The sequence below is a fragment of the Parahoeflea olei genome (assembly GCF_001703635.1).
GTDB lineage: Bacteria > Pseudomonadota > Alphaproteobacteria > Rhizobiales > Rhizobiaceae > Hoeflea > Hoeflea olei.
Genome location: NZ_LQZT01000001.1, coordinates 401,993 through 418,721, shown reverse-complemented (window position 1 = coordinate 418,721; position 16,729 = coordinate 401,993). Strand labels below are relative to the sequence as shown.

The following is a 16,729-nucleotide window of genomic DNA, read 5'->3' as shown; positions in this document are numbered from 1 at the left end:
ATGAGCGAAGCCTTCGACATCCTGTTCACCGTCAGCTTCTGGGTCGCCGCCATCCGCATCGCCTCGCCGCTGATCTTTGCCACCATGGGGGAGCTGATCTGCGAGCGCGCGGGCGTGCTCAATCTCGGCATCGAGGGGATCATGGTGGCCGGTGCGTTTACCGGCTGGTTTACCGTCTATATGGGCGGAGACCTGTGGACCGGCGTGCTGGTCGCGGCGTTGACTGGGGCCGCCTTCGGGTTCCTGCACGGGTTCCTGACCGTACCGCTCGGCCTGTCGCAGCACGTGACCGGCATCGGGATTACGCTGTTGGCCTCGAGCCTCACCTATTTCACCTACCGGATCCTGCTGCCGGAAGTGACCTCGCCGCCGAAGATCGAGCCGTTCCAGCCGCTCCCCGTGCTGGTGCTGTCGGACATTCCGGTGCTGGGTCCGGCGCTGTTCAACCAGACCCCGCTCACCTATCTCGCCTATCTCTCTGTCGCGGCTGTGGCCTTCGTGCTCTACCGCACGCCCGTCGGCGTGGCGGTGCGGGCGGTGGGGGAAAACCCCGCTGCGGTGGAAGCGCAGGGCATCTCGGTCACCGCCGTGCGCATGGGCGCAGTGATGGCGGGCTCGGCGCTGATGGCCGTCGGTGGCGCGTTCCTGACCATGTCCGCCTTCAACTCGTTTTTCTTCGAGATGATCAACGGCCGCGGCTGGATCGCCATCGCGCTGGTGGTGTTCGGCTCCTGGCGGCCGGGCAAGGCGCTGCTCGGCGCCATCCTGTTTGCAGCTTTCGATGCCTATCAGGTTCGGCTGCAGCAGATCACCGGCGGGGTCATTCCCTCCCAGATCTTCCTGATGATGCCGTTCGTGCTCTCGATCGTGGCGCTTGTGGTCGTTGCCCGGCGGGCAAGCTACCCCAAGGCGCTGATGACCCCCTACCAGAAAGGCGAAAGATGAGTTTCGATATCCTGCTCAAGGGCGGCATGCTGCCGGACGGAACCACGGCCGATATCGGCATTTCGGGCGACCGCATCGCCGCGATTGCGCCCTCGCTCGAAGGTGAGGCGGGCGAGATCATCGATGTTGCAGGCAACCTCGTGTCGCCGCCCTTTGTCGATCCGCATTTCCACATGGATGCCACGTTGTCCTACGGCCTGCCGCGGATCAATGCCTCGGGCACGCTGCTCGAAGGCATCGGGCTGTGGGGCGAACTCAAGCCGCTTCTGACCCATGAGGCGGTGAAGCAGCGGGCGCTCGCCTATTGCGACTGGGCGGCCTCCATGGGGTTGCTCGCGATCCGCACCCATGTCGATGTCTGCGACGACCGGTTGCTCGCGGTCGAGGCGCTGCTCGAGGTCAGGAAGGAGATCGCCTCTTATATCGACCTGCAACTGGTCGCCTTCCCGCAGGACGGGCTCTATCGCTCGGCGGGCGCGCGCGAGAACACCATTCGCGCGCTCGATCTCGGCGTCGACGTGGTCGGAGGCATTCCGCATTTCGAGCGCACCATGGCCGACGGCCGTGCCTCGGTCACCGACCTCTGCGAGATCGCGGCAGAGCGCGGGCTGATGGTCGACATGCATTGCGACGAGACCGACGATCCGCTGTCGCGCCATATCGAGCAACTGGCCTACGAGACCCAGCGGCTCGGGCTTCAGGGGCGCGTGGCGGGCTCGCACCTGACCTCGATGCATTCGATGGACAATTACTACGTCTCCAAGCTGCTGCCGCTGATCGCCGAGGCCGAAGTTGCGGCGATCCCCAATCCGCTGATCAACATCACGCTGCAGGGCCGCCATGACACCTATCCCAAGCGGCGCGGCATGACACGGGTGCCGGAAATGCTGAGCCACGGCATCCGCGTCGGCTTCGGGCAGGACTGCGTGCTCGACCCGTGGTATTCGCTCGGCACCGCCGACATGCTGGACGTGGCCTTCATGGGCCTGCACGTGGCGCAGATGACGAGCCCTGCTCAGATGCGCCGCTGCTACGAGATGGTCACGAGCCAGAGTGCGGCGATCATGGGGCTTGAGGAGTACGGGCTCGAGACCGGCAAGCGCGCGGATCTGGTGGTGCTCGATGCTGGCGATCCGGTCGAAGCCATTCGCCTGAGGGCGGACCGGCTCCTGGTCATGGCGCGGGGCAGGGTGATCGCCCGGCGCATGCGCTCGCCGATGCGGCTCGATCTGCCGGGCCGGGAAGGCGAGATCGATCGCCGTTTCAGGGTACCTGCACCAACTTGACACGCGGGGCCGCCGGTCGGCCTGTGAGCGGGTTAACGATTGTGAAAGCGCGCAGGTGTAGGATGCGTGGAGTAGTTATGCGTACAAGGTGTTTCGAGTATGGCCGCTGCAAAGCGCCGGTTGTTCCATGCGTTCAGATTTTCCCGCAAGCTCGCGCTTCTGTCGGGCGGATTCCTGCTCGTGCTCGGTGCTTCGGGAACCGCCGCCCTGATGTTCGCACCGGCCAGCCTGTTGCCGGGCGAGGAGGCCGCCACCGGCGGTCACTGCAAGACGCTCTATCAATCCGAATTCCGGCGCGGTGAGGAAAAGCGGCTGATCGCCGTCATTGCCACCGACGACCGCGAGCCACGCTCGCGCGTGCGCACCGGCATGCGCATCGCCCGCCACCTGGCCGAAACCCTGCATCCGGATCTCGTCATCGTGCAGGTCGCCGACGATCACGGCCCGACCCTGCGCGCGGACCTGCGTGGAGAGGCGATTGGCGCGGAAATCGTGCATGCGCCCAATCCGGGCAAGACCATGGCCACCAGCAAGCCCTGGGAAGCGCGCTATGTCGATGCGCAGCCGACCGAGACCGGCTTCTATTTCGGAACCCGGATCGACATGCGGCTTGCCGATCTCGAAACGGTCAATCACGAGATCGAACTGGTCGAGGGCTGCGACGGCGACAAGGTGGACGAAGCGCCGCAGACGGCTTCCGCCGGAGGCCATGGCGAACCCGCGGCCAGCGGCCATGGCGAGCCTGCCGGCGGCCATGAAGCGCCTGCGGCCGGTCACGCGGCCCCGAGTCACTGATCGCGGCAAGCGCCGCAATCAGCAATAGACTTCACTCTGTCACAATTGCCACAAGGCGGCCTCAGTCCGCCCGGTTCTTGCGTGCGGGAAACAGGATCACGTCGCGGATCGAGGGCGCGTTGGTCAACAGCATGATCAGCCGATCGACGCCGATGCCGAGCCCGCCCGCGGGCGGCATGCCCTGGTCGATGGCGTCCAGGAATTCCTCGTCGAGCTGCTTTTCGCTTTCGCCGCGGGCGTGCGCCTGCTCCAGCTGCTCGACCATGCGCTTGCGCTGCTCTTCCGGATCGTTGAGCTCCGAAAAGGCGTTGCCCAGCTCCCAGGCGTTGCAATAGGTCTCGAACCGCTCGACCAGGCGCGGCTCGCCCGGCACTTCCTTGGCGAAGGGCGAGATGTCCTTGGGGAAGTGCGTCACATGCGCAGGCTGGATCAGCGTCTCCTCGACCTTCTCCTCGAAGATGAAGGCCAGGCATTCGCCCCAGGTCCAGTCGTCCTCGATCTCGAAGCCGGCGGCGCGGGTGGCGGCCCGGGCTTCCTCGTCGGTGGCGATCGCGCGGAAATCGATGCCGGTGACATCCTTGACCGCGTCCGGCATCGGCACCCGCCGGAACGGACCCTTGAAGGAGATCTGCTTGTCGCCATAGGGGAATTCGGTCGAGCCGTGGATCGTCAGCGCGAGCTTTTCGAACATCCGCTCCACCAGGCCCATGATGTCCTCGTAATCGGCATAGGCCCAGTAGCATTCCATCATGGTGAACTCGGGATTGTGCCGTGTCGACACGCCCTCGTTGCGGAAGTTGCGGTTGATTTCGAACACCTTGTCGGTGAGGCCGGAGACCAACGTGCGCTTCAGGAACAGTTCCGGCGCGATGCGCAGATACATGTCGAGCTTGAGCGTGTTGTGGTGGGTCTTGAACGGTTCCGCGGTGGCGCCGCCATAGACCGAGTGCAGCATCGGCGTCTCGACTTCCATGAAGCCGTCGTCTTCCATGAAGCGGCGGATGCCGGAGACGATCTTCGAGCGCTGCTGGAAACGCAGCTTCGAATCATCGTTGGTCATGATGTCGAGGTGGCGCTTGCGGTAGCGCAGCTCGATGTCGGTGAGCCCGTGCCACTTTTCCGGCATCGGCAGCAGCGACTTGGTGAGCATGGTGATCTCATGCGCATTCACGGTGAGTTCGCCGCGCTTGGTGCGGCGGACTTCGCCGGTCACGCCGATGATGTCGCCGAGATCGATCAGCGGCAGGAGCGCGCGCGCCTCTTCGGGCGTGGTGTCCTTGTGGCTGAAGATCTGCACCTTGCCCGACGCGTCGTGGATGTCGATGAACATGCCGGAATTGCGCGAGGAATAGACCCGGCCCGCGACCGTGACGATGTCGCCCGTCAGCGTATCGGGCTCGATGCCTTCGTATTTCTCCGCCAGTTCCGCATTGGTGAGCGTGCGGTGAAAATGCGCCGGATAGACCTCGGCCACCGTTTCGCGGAGCTTCGCGAGCTTCTGGGCGCGGACTTCGGTGACGTCGGAGGACAGGCCGGCTTCGGTCGTGGTGTCGGTCATTGGATTACCCGTTGTTTGCAGTGGCCGCGTCGACGCCCGCCTTGACGGCGGTTTCCGCCTGCTTGAGGCGCTGGCGGACCACGGAGCGGCCGAGAATGGCCATGGAGTCGAACAGCGGCAGTGAACGCGACGAGCCGGAGACGGCGATGAACAGCGGTGCGAGCAGATTGCGCAGCTTGATGTCGGTGCGCTCGGAGACGGCACGCAGTTCGGCTTCCACGCTCTCGGCGTTCCACTCGAACACGGTTTCGAGCGCCGGCTGCACCTCCTGCAGGATCCGGAGCACGTCCTCGAGCGACACCTTCTTGATGCCCGCGAAATCGGCCGCGGTGAGGCCCAGGTCGCCCTTGAGCAGGAAGCCGGTCAGATCGGGCAGGTCAGAGAGCTTGGTGATGCGCGACTGGGCGAGCCGCATGCCCGCGCCGAAGCGGTCGTTCTCCTGCGCCCAGGCGAGAACGCGCGCGACGAACTCGGTTTCGGAAATACCTTCGCGCAGCCAGCGGCCATTGAGCCAATCGAGCTTCTGCAGGTCGAAGATCGCACCGGCCTTGGACAGGTTTTCCGGGTCGAAGCGCTCGGCGAGCTGATCCATGGTCAGCATTTCCTCGCCCTCGTCGATCTGCATGAAGAACAGGCCGAGGAAGTTCATCAGCGCCTCGGGCAGGATGCCGAGCGCCGCGTAATAGGAAATCGAGGTCGGGTTCTTGCGCTTCGACAGTTTCGACTTGTCGGCATTGCGCATCAGCGACAGGTGCATGAACACCGGCGGCTCAAGCCCGAGATACTGGTAGATCAGGATGTGCTTGGGCACCGAGGACAGCCATTCCTCGCCGCGGGCCACATGGGTGATCTTCATCAGGTGGTCATCGACCACGTTCGCCATGTGGTAGGTCGGCATGCCGTCGGCCTTGAGCAGGACCTGCATGTCGACCGCGTCCCACGGAATGTCGACCTCGCCATAGACGCCGTCCACGAACTTGCAGGAGCCTTCGGTCGGGATCTTCATGCGCACCACCGAGGGTTCGCCCGCGTTCATGCGCGTGGTGACTTCCTCGGCCGTCAGCGATAGGCAGCGGCCGTCATATTTCGGCGGCTTGCCGGCGGCGCGCTGGGCGGCGCGCATTTCGTCGAGCTGCTCGGGTGTGCAGAAGCAGCGGAACCCGTGGCCGTTGTCGACGATCCTGTCGACATATTCCTTGTAGATGTCCTTGCGCTCGGACTGGCGGTAGGGGCCGTAGGGGCCGCCGACATCGGGGCCTTCCGACCAGGTGAGGCCGCACCATTTGAGCGCGTCGAGCACCTTGCGTTCGAATTCGGGCGTCGAGCGGGTGGCGTCGGTGTCCTCGATCCTGAGGATGAATTCGCCGCCGTGTTTCTTCGCGAACAAATAATTGAACAGCGCGATATAGGCGGTGCCCACATGGGGTTCGCCGGTCGGAGACGGTGCGATGCGCACCCGCGTTGCTGTGTTGGCCATCTGGTTTCGCCCGCTTTCAGGTCCGTTGGAATATGCGCGCGGCGGCATTTGCCGGCGGCGTCCGCCCGCGTGGGACGCTGCGGCCAAGGCAAGGCGCGGCGGTGATCTGCGGGCGCTGGCCTTAGGCCATATTGCGCCGGTTGCGTCAAGTATGGCGGCCATCCGCGGGCTTCGCCCGGTCGGCGGATGTGCGGGAAGCGGCAACGCGCCGCGGCCTGTCGCCGGGCCTCGGACCGGATTTCTGATTTACGTACCTCAGAAATTCGTCTAGAACGCGCCCAGGAGGAGATCATGCGGCCCACGGTGCACGACATTGCTGCAGAAGCCGGCGTCAGCCTGGCCACCGTCGACCGGGTGCTCAACCGCCGGCCGGGGGTCAGGCGGCAGACGGTGGAGAAGGTCGAGAACGCGGTCACCCGGCTCGGCTATGTGCGCGACGTCACCGCCGCCAATCTCGCGCGCCGGCGGGTCTATCCCTTGGTCTTCATCATTCCCTCGGGGCCGAACAGCTTCATGCGCGTGCTCGAAAGCGAGATCGCTTCGGCGATGGCGCGTTCGGGCGTCGAACGCACCGCGATCCGGATCGAGACCGTGCCGCCGTTCGATCCGGCGGCAATCGTCCGCGTTCTCGACGCGCTCGATCCGAAGCAGGTGTCCGGTGTGGCGCTGGTGGCGACCGACACGCCCGAGGTTCGGGCTGCGGTCGACCGGCTGAGCGACCAGGGCGTGCAGGTGGCGACGCTCGTTTCCGACCTGCCCGGGTCGCGGCGGGTGCATTTCTGCGGCATCGACAATGTCGCCGCTGGACGCACGGCCGGCAACCTGATCGGCCGGTTCTGCGGCGGGCGGAGCGGCAAGGTGCTGGTGGTGGCGGGCTCGATGAACCTGTCCGACCACATGGACCGCGCCGCGGGCTTCGCGGCCGTGCTCGGAAGGGAGTTTCCGGGGCTCGACATCGTCGGCCCGATCGAGACCAATGACGACGCCGACACCGTCCGCGACGCGGTCACATCCGCGCTCGACCAGGTTTCCGACATCATCGCCATCTACAATCTCGGCGCGGGCAATCGCGGCCTGATCGAGGCGCTGGCGCACCGTCGCGACCGGACGCTTTCCGTCGTCGCTCACGAGGTCACCGAGCATTCACGGCAGGCGCTCAGCGACGGCGTGTTCGATGCGGTCATCAACCAGGACTGCGGCCACGAGGTGCGCAGCGCCATCCGCGTGCTCAAGGCCCACGCCGACGGGATCTCGCCGCTGAGCGAGCAGGAGCGCATCCGCATCGACATCTTTCTCAGGGACAACCTGCCATGACGACGAAAAGGACACAGTGACATGTATCTCGGGCTTGATCTCGGCACCTCCTCGCTCAAGGCGCTGCTGATTGACGACAATCAGCGGATCGTCGGGTCTGCCAGCGCGCCGCTCACGGTCGAGCGGCCGCATCCGGGTTGGTCGGAGCAGGATCCCGACAGCTGGATCGCGGCGACCCGGGCCGCGCTCTCGGACTTCGCCAAGACCCACGCTGCAGACCTCGCCAGGGTGCGGGGCATCGGGCTGTCGGGCCACATGCATGGCGCCACCACGATCGATCGCGACGGCCGTGTGATCCGGCCCTGCATCCTCTGGAACGACACCCGCAGCTTCCGGGAAGCCGCAGCGCTTGACGCCGATCCGCAGTTCCGGCGGCTGACCGGCAATATCGTGTTCCCGGGCTTCACCGCGCCGAAGCTCAAATGGATGGCCGGACACGAGCCCGAGGCTTTCGCGCGGGTGGCCAAGGTGCTGCTGCCGAAGGATTATCTCAGACTCTGGCTGACCGGCGAGGCAATTTCGGAGATGTCGGATTCGGCCGGCACGTCCTGGCTCGATGTCGGCAAGCGCGCCTGGGACGACGGCCTGCTTGCCGCGTCCGGCCTCGATCGCTCCCATATGCCGGCGCTGGTCGAAGGCACGGAGCGCGCCGGCGCGCTTCGCGCCGAGGTGGCCGCCGAACTGGGGCTTCCTGCGGGCATTCCGGTTGCCGGCGGCGCCGGCGACAATGCGGCTTCGGCCTGCGGCATGGGCACGGTCGGCGACAACCACGCCTTCGCCTCGCTCGGCACCTCCGGCGTGCTGTTTGCCGCCAACAGCCGCTATCTGCCCAATCCCGACAGCGCGGTGCATGCGTTCTGCCATGCGCTGCCCGGCACCTGGCACCAGATGGGCGTGATCCTGTCGGCCACCGATTCGCTCAACTGGCTGTCGGGCGTGACCTCGACGGCCCCCGCGGTGCTGACCGGCGAACTCGGCGAGACCCTTCAGGCGCCCGGCTCGGTGATGTTCCTGCCTTATCTCTCGGGCGAGCGCACGCCGCACAACGACGCGGCGATCCGCGGCGCCTTTGCCGGGCTCGGGCACGAATCCGATCGCGCGGCGCTGACCCGTGCGGTGGTCGAAGGCGTGTGCTTTGCCTTCCGCGACAGTCTCGAAGCGCTCGCCCAGGCCGGAACCGCGCTCACGCGCGTGACCGCCATCGGCGGCGGCTCGCGCTCGCTCTATTGGCTCGAAGCACTGGCCACGGTCCTGAACCTGCCGGTCGATATTCCCGAAGGCGGGGATTTCGGGGCCGCCTTCGGTGCAGCCCGGCTCGGCCTGATCGCCGCCGAAGATGCCGATCCGCTGGCGGTCTGCACCCAGCCCGCCACCGATGCCACCATTCACCCCAATCGCGATCTCGCCCAGGCCTTCGATGAAGCCTATGGGCGGTATCGCGCCCTCTATCCCGCAATCAAAGGAGCCATGTCATGAGTACCGGATTTTTCGGAGACGTCACCCGGATCAAATACGAGGGGCCGGAGAGCACCAATCCGCTCGCCTTCCGCCACTACAATGCCGATGAGATGGTCATGGGCAAGCGCATGGAAGACCATCTGCGCTTTGCCGTCGCCTATTGGCATTCCTTCGCCTGGGAGGGCGGCGATCCGTTCGGCGGCCGCACCTTCGAGCGTCCCTGGTTTCCCGCCGACACCATGTCGCTCGCCAAGATGAAGGCCGACGTGGCGTTCGAGATGTTCCAGGCGCTGGGTTCGCCGTTCTACTGCTTCCATGACGCCGATGTGCGGCCGGAAGGTGCCAATTTCGCCGAAAACACCCGCAATCTCGAAGAGATCGTCGATTATTTCGCGCGCAAGCAGGAAGCCACCGGCGTCAAGCTTCTGTGGGGCACGGCCAACCTGTTCTCCAACCGCCGCTACATGGGCGGGGCCGCCACCAATCCCGATCCCGACGTGTTCGCCTTCGCCGCGGCCACGGTGAAGACCTGCATCGACGCCACCCACAAGCTCGGCGGCGCAAACTATGTGCTGTGGGGCGGACGCGAAGGCTACGAGACGTTGCTCAACACCGACCTCAAGCGCGAGGACACCCAGCTCGGCCGCTTCCTCAACCTGGTGGTCGATTACAAGCACAAGATCGGCTTCAAGGGCACGATCCTGATCGAGCCCAAGCCGCAGGAGCCGACCAAGCACCAGTATGACTACGACGTCGCCACCGTCTATGGCTTCCTCAAGCGCCACGGTCTCGAAAACGAGGTGAAGGTCAATATCGAGCAGGGCCACGCGATCCTTGCCGGCCATTCCTTCGAGCACGAACTCGAACTCGCCCAGGCGCTCGGCATCTTCGGCTCGATCGACATGAACCGCAACGACTACCAGTCCGGCTGGGACACCGACCAGTTCCCCAACAATGTGCCCGAGATGACGCTCGCCTATTACGCCATCCTCAAGGGCGGCGGGTTTACGACCGGCGGCACCAATTTCGACGCCAAGCTCAGGCGCCAGTCGCTCGATCCGGAAGACCTGCTTTATGCCCACATCGGCGGCATGGACACCTGCGCGCGTGCGCTCAAGGCGGCCGCGAAGATGGTCGAGGACGGCACGATCATCCGGCACGTCGAAAAGCGCTATGCGGGTTGGGACACGCCCGAAGCCAAGAAGATGCTCGACGGCTCGCACAGCCTGTCGGACATCGCCGACTATGTCGCCAACGCCGATATCAACCCGCAGCCGAAATCCGGCCGGCAGGAATATCTCGAAAACATCGTTAATCGCTACGTTTGACGGCGATCCCGGGGTGCGGCGGCCCTTTTCGGGGGCCGCCGCAACCGCCGACGCCGGCCTTTGACCGGCGTTTCCTGTTTGCACGTGCACGTCAGGTGACATAAATCACCTGCGCAACTTGAAAACGCCCCTGAAGGAAGCCCGATATGCAGTTTGCCCGCCTGAACGGTGTCGTCATTCATCATCAGGTCATCGGTGCGGCTCCGGATCGGCCCACCATCGTGTTCGCCAATTCGCTGGGTACGGATTATCGCATCTGGCGCGACGTGATCGTGCGGCTGGTCGGCGATTTCGCCATCATCGCCTATGACAAGCGCGGCCACGGCCTGTCGGAGGCGGGGCCTGGCGAGATCACCATGGACGATCACATCGACGATCTCGCGGCGCTGCTCGACCATTTCGACGCGAAGAATGCCATCGTCTGCGGCCTGTCGGTCGGCGGCATGATCGCCCAGGGGCTGGCCGCCAAGCGGCCGGATCTGGTGCGCGCGCTGATCCTGTGCGACACCGGCCACAAGATCGGCACGCAGGACATGTGGGACGCGCGCATCGCCGCTATCACCGAGCAGGGCATCGCCGGAATTTCCGATGCGATCCTCGAGCGCTGGTTCACCAAGTCCTATCGTAGCGCCGACAATGCCGATTTCACCGGCTACCGTCTGATGCTGGAACGCACCCCTGTGCAGGGTTATGTCGGAACCTGCGCGGCGATCCGGGATACCGATCTGACGCGAACGAGCGCGGAACTTGCTGTCCCGGCGATCTGCGTGGTCGGCACCGAGGACGGCTCGACGCCGCCGCAGCTCGTCGGCGAACTGGCGCGGCTGATCCCGGGCGCGATGTATCAGGAGATCCCGGGCGCCGCGCACCTGCCCTGCATCGAAAAACCAGTTGAACTGACAGAGATCATCAAGGCATTCATCGACCGGCTGCCCTCCGCGTGACCCTGGATGGCAGCCGCTGCGCACAGTTGAGCCCGGGGATCGCTGTCAAACCGCGGACGTCCATCCCGCCGGGGCGGCCTGCCACATAAACCAGAATGGGACCGAACATGACATTCGACACGTCACCGCAGAAGCTCGCTCGCCGCTTTCCGCAGGATTTCCTGTTCGGGGTGGCCACCGCCTCCTACCAGATCGAGGGGGCGGCGACCGCCGACGGGCGCAAGCCGTCGATCTGGGACGCGTTTTCGCACATGCCCGGCCGGGTCAAGGGCGGTGACACCGGCGATGTCGCCTGCGATCATTACAACAGGCTCGATGCCGATCTCGACCTGATGGCTGGGCTCGGCGCGGAGGCCTACCGGTTCTCGATCGCCTGGCCCCGGATCCTGCCGGACGGCACCGGCTGGATCAACGAGACGGGGCTCGACTTCTACGACCGGCTTCTGGACGGACTGAAAGCCCGCGGCATCAAGGCTTTCGCCACGCTCTACCATTGGGACCTGCCGCTGGCGCTGATGGGCCGTGGCGGCTGGACCGACCGCGACACGGCCTCGGCCTTTGCCCGCTATGCCGGCATCGTCACCAAGCGGCTCGGCGACCGGCTCGACACCATCGTCACCTTCAACGAACCCTGGTGCTCGGTCTATCTCGGTCATCTCACGGGCGTGCACGCGCCCGGCGAACGCGCGATGGAGGCGGCGATGGCGGCGGCGCATGTCACCAATCTCGCCCATGGCCTCGGCGTGCAGGCGATCCGCGCGGAGCGGCCGACCCTTCCGACCGGCATCGTGCTGAACGCGATGAGCGTCATGGCCGCGTCCGACAGCGACGCCGACCGGAAGGCGGCCGAGCGCGCCAGCGATTTCAACAATGGCGTGTTCTTCGGGCCGCTGTTCCAGGGCGCCTATCCGGCTTCGCTGCTCGAAGGCTGCCCAGACCTCGCCGGCCATATCCGCGACGGCGATCTCGAAACCATCAACCAGCCGCTCGATTTCTGGGGCCTCAACTACTACACGCCGACCCGCGTGAGCGACAATCCGGACGCGGCGTTCCCGCACACCGCCGACGCGCCGGCTGTTCGGCCGGAAAAGACCGATATCGGCTGGGAGATCGAGCCTGCCGGCCTCTCGCATGTGGTCAAGGATCTCTATGGCCGCTACGAGCTGCCGCCGTTCTACATCACCGAGAACGGCGCGTGCGACAACACCGGCATCGAGAACGGCGCGGTCAGCGACACGATGCGGCTCGACTACATCGCCCGCCACCTGTCGGTGGCAGCCGATCTCGTCGCCGAGGACTATCCGCTCAAGGGCTATTTCGCCTGGAGCCTGATGGACAATTTCGAGTGGGCCGAGGGCTATTCGATGCGCTTCGGCCTGGTCCATGTCGACTACGAGACGCAAACCCGCACCGTCAAGCAATCGGGCGAGTGGTACCGGCACCTGATCGCCGCCCACGGCAAGGCCTGAGGTCGAATTCGTCCGGTCGAGGTGGAACAAGGCTCGCGACCATACGTTTGAGTGCGGTCAACCGCACGGAGCCTTCGCCCATGGATCAAGTCGTCGTCCCCTTCGACTGGGCACGCATGCTCATCGGCGATCCGCCGCCGGCGTTCCTGTGGGAGATCCTGTTCCGCACGGTCGTGATCTATGTCTACACCTTCGGGCTGATCCGGTGGATCGGCGGGCGCAGCATCTCGCAGCTGTCGATGGTCGAATTCCTGCTGGTGATCGCGCTCGGCTCGGCGGTGGGGGATTCGCTGTTCTACCCGGACGTGCCGCTCCTCCATGCCATGCTGGTGATCACCATCGTGGTGCTGATCAACAAGGGGCTCGATTATCTGATCCTCAGGTCCGACAGGGCGCAACGGACGATCGACGGCATGCCCACCTGGATCGTGCGCCAGGGGCGGCTCAATCCCGACCAGACCTCGAGCCGTGGCATGGGCAAGGCCGAGGTGCTGGCGCTGCTGCGGCTTGAAGGCATCAGCAATCTGGGAGAAGTCGAGCACGCCTTTCTTGAGGCCAATGGTGATCTGAGCGTGTTTCGGGCGAAGCAGCCCCTGGCTGGCCTGCCGATCGTGCCGCCGCACGAGATCTGTCCCTTGCCGCAGCGCGATCCGGCTTCCGCGGCGGACACGACCTATTGCTGCTTTGCCTGCGGGACGCTGCAGCAGGCGCAAGAGATCGCCTGCCGGCATTGCGGCGCGGAAGAGTGGGTCGAGGCCAAACTGCCGGATCCGGCGCTCGCCTGAGGTGGCGAATGACAGAGCGGTGGTCGGGTCAGCGCACCACGAAACCGTGGGCGAAGGGGTCTTCCTCGTCGTCGATGGTGATGGTGTTGAGCCCGGTTTCGACCGCCCAGCCGGCAATCGAGGGAATGATCGCGGGCTTGCCCGCCACCTCTGCCGCCGCTTCGACCCGGCCGTGAAACAGTGAGCCGATGATGCTTTCGTGCACGAAATCGTCGCCCGGCGCGAGCTTGCCCTTGGCCGCCCACTGCGCCATCCGCGCCGAGGTGCCGGTGCCGCAGGGCGAGCGGTCGATCGCCTTGTCGCCGTAAAACACCGCATTGCGGGAATGTGCCCCGTCCACCGTCGGAGCGCCGGTCCAGAGAATATGGCTCAGGCCGCGGATGTCGGGTTTTTCGGGGTGGACGAAGTCATGCTCGGCGTTCAACCGCTCGCGCAAAGCGGGGCTCATGCGTACCAGGTCGGCCGCCGAGAACGCCGCCATGTCGGCAAAGTTCTCCTGCGCATCGACGATGGCGTAGAAATTGCCGCCATAGGCGACATCGACGGTGATCTCGCCCAAGCCCTCGCAGAACGTGCGGATGCCGGTCGAATGCAGGAAGGCTGGCACATTGGTGAGCCGCACTTCCTTGACCTTGCGCCCTTCCTGCCGGTAGCGGGCGACGATGCGGCCGGCCGGGGTGTCAATGGCGAGCGTCCCGGGTTCGCGCGGGCTCACCAGCCCGTTCTCGATCGCCATGGTGACAGTGCCGATGGTGCCATGGCCGCACATCGGCAGGCAGCCCGAGGTCTCGATGAACAGGAAGGCGATGTCGCAATCCTCGCGGGTCGGCGGATAGAGGATCGCGCCCGACATCATGTCGTGGCCGCGCGGCTCGAACATCAGCCCGGTGCGGATCCAGTCGTAGTCTCTGAGGAAATGGGCGCGGCGCTCGAGCATGGTCCCGCCCTCGAGCCGGGGCGCGCCGCCGGTGACGACACGGACCGGATTGCCGCAGGTGTGACCGTCGATGCAGAAGAAACGGGTACGCGCCATGGCTTGCTCTTTCGTGCGGTGTGATCAGAAACGGTCGGGCCGGCAGGCGGCAATGTCAATGGCGGGCTTGCTGCCGGACACCAGATCCGCCACCAGCCGGCCCATGGCCGCGGACTGGGTGAGGCCCAGATGGCCGTTGCCGAAGGCGAGCAGGATGGCGCGGTCCTCGGGCAGCGCGCCGATCACCGGCAGCGTGTCGGGCAGCGACGGGCGGAAGCCCATCCATTCGGTGCCGCCCTGCGTCGTCAGCCCCGGCAGGAAGGCCGCCGCCTTGTCGAGCATGGCTTTCGAGCGCGCATAGTTCGGCGGCAGGTCGAGACCGCCCAGTTCGACGGCGCCGCCGACGCGCAGGCCGGTGTCGAGCGGCGTGACGACGAAGCCGTGATTGCCGAAGATCAGCTGACGCTTCACGTCGAAGGCGCCGGCGGGCAGCGTGGTGTTGTAGCCGCGCTCGGTTTCGAGCGGGATGGTGAGCTTGGTGACGGGGGCGAGAAGGCGGGTGGACCAGGCGCCGGCGCAGACGACGATGCGGTCGGCCTGGCGGGTGGTGCCGTCGGCAAGCCGCGCGGCGGGACCGTTCTCGCTGCGCACAAGGCGCGCGACCTCGGCCTGTTCGAATTTCGCGCCGCTGGCTTCGGCATGGCGCCAGATCGCTTTTGCAAACTGCTGCGGTTCGCTGACCGTCTTCCAGCCCGGCACGAAGGTGCCGGCGACGAAGCGCGGTGCAAGGCCGGGCTGCAGCTCCGCGAGCCGTGCGCCGCGGACATGCTCGAACCCGATGCCGGCCTTTGCACGCGCGTCCCAGCCCTTTGTCGTGGCCCTGAATTCCGCTTCACTCTCGTAGAGTTCGAGCGAGCCGTCGTGGCGCACCATCGATGAAATCCCGGCGCGGTCGACCAGCGCCATCATCTCGCTTTCGGCAAGCCGCATCAGCGCGGTCTGGGTGCGGATGGAGGCTTCGAGCCGGCCCGGCTGGCTGGCCTTCCAGAACTGCCACAGCCAGGGCGCGAGACGGGGCAGATAAGAGGGGTGGATCGACAGCGGGCCAAGCGGGTCAATAAGCCATTTCGGCGCCCGAAGCAGGATCTTGGGCGAGGCGAGCGGCATGATGTCGGAGAAGGCGAGGGCGGCTGCGTTGCCCTTGCTGGTTTCCTCGGCAATGCCGGTGCGGTCGAGGACGGTGACGTCATGGCCGCGCTCGGCGAGCTGCGCCGCCGTGGCGATGCCGACGATGCCGGCGCCGATGACGAGGATTCGCTCGGCGCCCGCGCTCATGCGTCTTCCGTCGTTTCTGCGCCGGCGCGGGCGCGTTCGGCCAGCATCTGGCGGTGGCGCATGCGGTAGCGTTCGCGGTCCTCGTCGCTGCGTTCATGGAAGCAATGCGGGCAGGACACGCCTTCCTCGAACAGTTCCGAGGCCTGTTCCTCCGGCGTCACCGGATTGCGGCAGGCGCGGCAGAGGATCTCGTCGCCTTCGCGCAGGCCGTGGGTGACGGCGACGCGTTCGTCGAAGACGAAGCACGAGCCTTCCCACAGGCTTTCGGTCTCCGGCACCTCTTCGAGATATTTGAGAATGCCGCCCTTCAGGTGATAGACATTCTCGTAGCCCTTGGCGCGCATGAAGGCGGTCGCCTTCTCGCAGCGGATGCCACCGGTGCAGAACATCGCGATCGGTTTGCTCTTGTCGTCAAGGCCAGCCTGGTCGACCCATTCGGGAAACTCGCGGAACGTGTCGGTCTTGGGGTTGATCGCGCCCCTGAAGGTGCCGATGCCGACCTCGTAGTCGTTGCGGGTGTCGATGATGATCGTGTCCGGGTCCGAGATCAGCCTGTTCCAGTCGGCCGGATCGACATAGGCGCCCACGCCCTCGAGCGGATCGATGTCGGGCACGCCCATGGTGACGATCTCCTTCTTCAGGCGCACCTTCATGCGCCGGAACGGCATCGTGTGGGCGGAGCTTTCCTTGTGTTCGAGCGCTTCGAGACCGGGGATCGCGCGCAGATGCGCGAGCACCGCGTCGATCCCTGCGCGCGTGCCGGCGATGGTGCCGTTGACGCCTTCGCGGGCGAGAAGCAGCGTGCCCTTCACGTCGGAACTTTCGCACAGCTCCGCGAGCGGCGCGCGCAAGGCGGCGTGATCCGCAAGCCGGGCGAAATGATAGAGCGCGGCGACAACGACCGGCTGGTTGGTCGGGAGAGTGCTGGTGGGTGTCATCATGGCTTCGGCAATAGCGCGTTGGCGCGTTTCAGGCAATTGGCCACAGCGTCCCGGCCGCGCGGAAAGCCCGGTCAAGATGGACAAGCTTGACGCGAAAGGCTATTCGGAGCGCTCCGATAGA

At 65.7% G+C, this 16,729-nt stretch carries 14 protein-coding genes; 9 read left to right on the top strand and 5 right to left on the bottom strand.

Annotated elements, in window-relative coordinates:
- From AWJ14_RS01950 to AWJ14_RS01940, 3 genes are all read left to right on the top strand, one after another.
- Nucleotides 1–945 (top strand): ABC transporter permease, encoded by a 945-nt coding sequence (locus AWJ14_RS01950; RefSeq protein ID WP_066174185.1) that lies wholly within the window; start codon nucleotides 1–3, stop codon nucleotides 943–945.
- Entirely contained in the window at nucleotides 942–2,231 is a 1,290-nt protein-coding gene (locus AWJ14_RS01945) for an amidohydrolase family protein (protein WP_066174182.1), read from the top strand. Before AWJ14_RS01950 ends, AWJ14_RS01945 begins: the two co-directional genes overlap by 4 nt.
- A 99-nt stretch (nucleotides 2,232–2,330) precedes the next feature.
- Nucleotides 2,331–3,026, top strand: coding sequence for a hypothetical protein (locus AWJ14_RS01940; RefSeq protein WP_066174179.1), 696 nt, complete (start codon nucleotides 2,331–2,333; stop codon nucleotides 3,024–3,026).
- A gap of 61 nt (nucleotides 3,027–3,087) precedes the next feature.
- On the opposite strand, the gene lysS is transcribed toward AWJ14_RS01940, so the two are convergent.
- A complete protein-coding gene (gene lysS / locus AWJ14_RS01935) occupies nucleotides 3,088–4,584 on the bottom strand; it encodes a lysine--tRNA ligase (protein ID WP_066174176.1) in 1,497 nt (498 codons plus the stop codon).
- Nucleotides 4,585–4,588: 4 nt separating this feature from the next.
- Entirely contained in the window at nucleotides 4,589–6,061 is a 1,473-nt protein-coding gene (gene gltX, locus AWJ14_RS01930) for a glutamate--tRNA ligase (protein ID WP_066174174.1), read from the bottom strand.
- A gap of 291 nt (nucleotides 6,062–6,352) precedes the next feature.
- Here gltX and AWJ14_RS01925 point away from each other — a divergent pair, with 291 nt between their 5' ends.
- The 6 genes from AWJ14_RS01925 to AWJ14_RS01900 all read left to right on the top strand — a co-directional run bounded on the left by AWJ14_RS01925 (nucleotide 6,353) and on the right by AWJ14_RS01900 (nucleotide 13,359).
- Nucleotides 6,353–7,375: a LacI family DNA-binding transcriptional regulator gene (locus tag AWJ14_RS01925; protein WP_066174171.1), complete on the top strand. Its 1,023-nt coding sequence runs from the start codon at nucleotides 6,353–6,355 to the stop codon at nucleotides 7,373–7,375.
- A gap of 21 nt (nucleotides 7,376–7,396) precedes the next feature.
- Nucleotides 7,397–8,851: a xylulokinase gene (gene xylB / locus AWJ14_RS01920; RefSeq protein ID WP_066174164.1), complete on the top strand. Its 1,455-nt coding sequence runs from the start codon at nucleotides 7,397–7,399 to the stop codon at nucleotides 8,849–8,851.
- A complete protein-coding gene (gene xylA, locus AWJ14_RS01915) occupies nucleotides 8,848–10,161 on the top strand; it encodes a xylose isomerase (protein WP_066174161.1) in 1,314 nt (437 codons plus the stop codon). The genes xylB and xylA overlap by 4 nt, the downstream gene beginning before the upstream one ends.
- 146 nt (nucleotides 10,162–10,307) lie before the next feature.
- Nucleotides 10,308–11,105 (top strand): 3-oxoadipate enol-lactonase, encoded by a 798-nt coding sequence (gene pcaD / locus AWJ14_RS01910; protein WP_066174158.1) that lies wholly within the window; start codon nucleotides 10,308–10,310, stop codon nucleotides 11,103–11,105.
- A 107-nt stretch (nucleotides 11,106–11,212) separates the two neighbouring features.
- Complete coding sequence (locus AWJ14_RS01905) at nucleotides 11,213–12,574, top strand: GH1 family beta-glucosidase (protein ID WP_066174155.1); 1,362 nt, start codon at nucleotides 11,213–11,215, stop codon at nucleotides 12,572–12,574.
- An 80-nt stretch (nucleotides 12,575–12,654) separates the two neighbouring features.
- The gene (locus AWJ14_RS01900) at nucleotides 12,655–13,359 is read left to right on the top strand and encodes a DUF421 domain-containing protein (protein ID WP_066174151.1); all 705 of its coding nucleotides are present in this window, start codon (nucleotides 12,655–12,657) and stop codon (nucleotides 13,357–13,359) included.
- 28 nt (nucleotides 13,360–13,387) lie between these two features.
- Here the strand turns inward: AWJ14_RS01900 and AWJ14_RS01895 are convergent, their stop codons facing one another.
- The 3 genes from AWJ14_RS01895 to trhO are packed head-to-tail and all read right to left on the bottom strand — an operon-like array spanning nucleotide 13,388 to nucleotide 16,605.
- A complete protein-coding gene (locus AWJ14_RS01895) occupies nucleotides 13,388–14,392 on the bottom strand; it encodes a 4-hydroxyproline epimerase (RefSeq protein WP_066174148.1) in 1,005 nt (334 codons plus the stop codon).
- A gap of 24 nt (nucleotides 14,393–14,416) precedes the next feature.
- Entirely contained in the window at nucleotides 14,417–15,667 is a 1,251-nt protein-coding gene (locus AWJ14_RS01890) for an NAD(P)/FAD-dependent oxidoreductase (protein ID WP_066174145.1), read from the bottom strand.
- Nucleotides 15,664–16,605, bottom strand: coding sequence for an oxygen-dependent tRNA uridine(34) hydroxylase TrhO (trhO, locus tag AWJ14_RS01885; RefSeq protein WP_066174808.1), 942 nt, complete (start codon nucleotides 16,603–16,605; stop codon nucleotides 15,664–15,666). The genes AWJ14_RS01890 and trhO overlap by 4 nt, the downstream gene beginning before the upstream one ends.
- Nucleotides 16,606–16,729 lie beyond the last annotated feature (124 nt).

Bases quoted from the DNA above. Each gene is read 5' to 3' on its own strand.
- AWJ14_RS01950 (WP_066174185.1), top strand. From the start codon at position 1: ATGAGCGAAGCCTTCGACATCCTGTTCACCGTCAGCTTCTGGGTCGCC.
- AWJ14_RS01945 (WP_066174182.1), top strand. From the start codon at position 942: ATGAGTTTCGATATCCTGCTCAAGGGCGGCATGCTGCCGGACGGAACC.
- AWJ14_RS01940 (WP_066174179.1), top strand. From the start codon at position 2,331: ATGGCCGCTGCAAAGCGCCGGTTGTTCCATGCGTTCAGATTTTCCCGC.
- lysS (WP_066174176.1), bottom strand. From the start codon at position 4,584: ATGACCGACACCACGACCGAAGCCGGCCTGTCCTCCGACGTCACCGAA.
- gltX (WP_066174174.1), bottom strand. From the start codon at position 6,061: ATGGCCAACACAGCAACGCGGGTGCGCATCGCACCGTCTCCGACCGGC.
- AWJ14_RS01925 (WP_066174171.1), top strand. From the start codon at position 6,353: ATGCGGCCCACGGTGCACGACATTGCTGCAGAAGCCGGCGTCAGCCTG.
- xylB (WP_066174164.1), top strand. From the start codon at position 7,397: ATGTATCTCGGGCTTGATCTCGGCACCTCCTCGCTCAAGGCGCTGCTG.
- xylA (WP_066174161.1), top strand. From the start codon at position 8,848: ATGAGTACCGGATTTTTCGGAGACGTCACCCGGATCAAATACGAGGGG.
- pcaD (WP_066174158.1), top strand. From the start codon at position 10,308: ATGCAGTTTGCCCGCCTGAACGGTGTCGTCATTCATCATCAGGTCATC.
- AWJ14_RS01905 (WP_066174155.1), top strand. From the start codon at position 11,213: ATGACATTCGACACGTCACCGCAGAAGCTCGCTCGCCGCTTTCCGCAG.
- AWJ14_RS01900 (WP_066174151.1), top strand. From the start codon at position 12,655: ATGGATCAAGTCGTCGTCCCCTTCGACTGGGCACGCATGCTCATCGGC.
- AWJ14_RS01895 (WP_066174148.1), bottom strand. From the start codon at position 14,392: ATGGCGCGTACCCGTTTCTTCTGCATCGACGGTCACACCTGCGGCAAT.
- AWJ14_RS01890 (WP_066174145.1), bottom strand. From the start codon at position 15,667: ATGAGCGCGGGCGCCGAGCGAATCCTCGTCATCGGCGCCGGCATCGTC.
- trhO (WP_066174808.1), bottom strand. From the start codon at position 16,605: ATGACACCCACCAGCACTCTCCCGACCAACCAGCCGGTCGTTGTCGCC.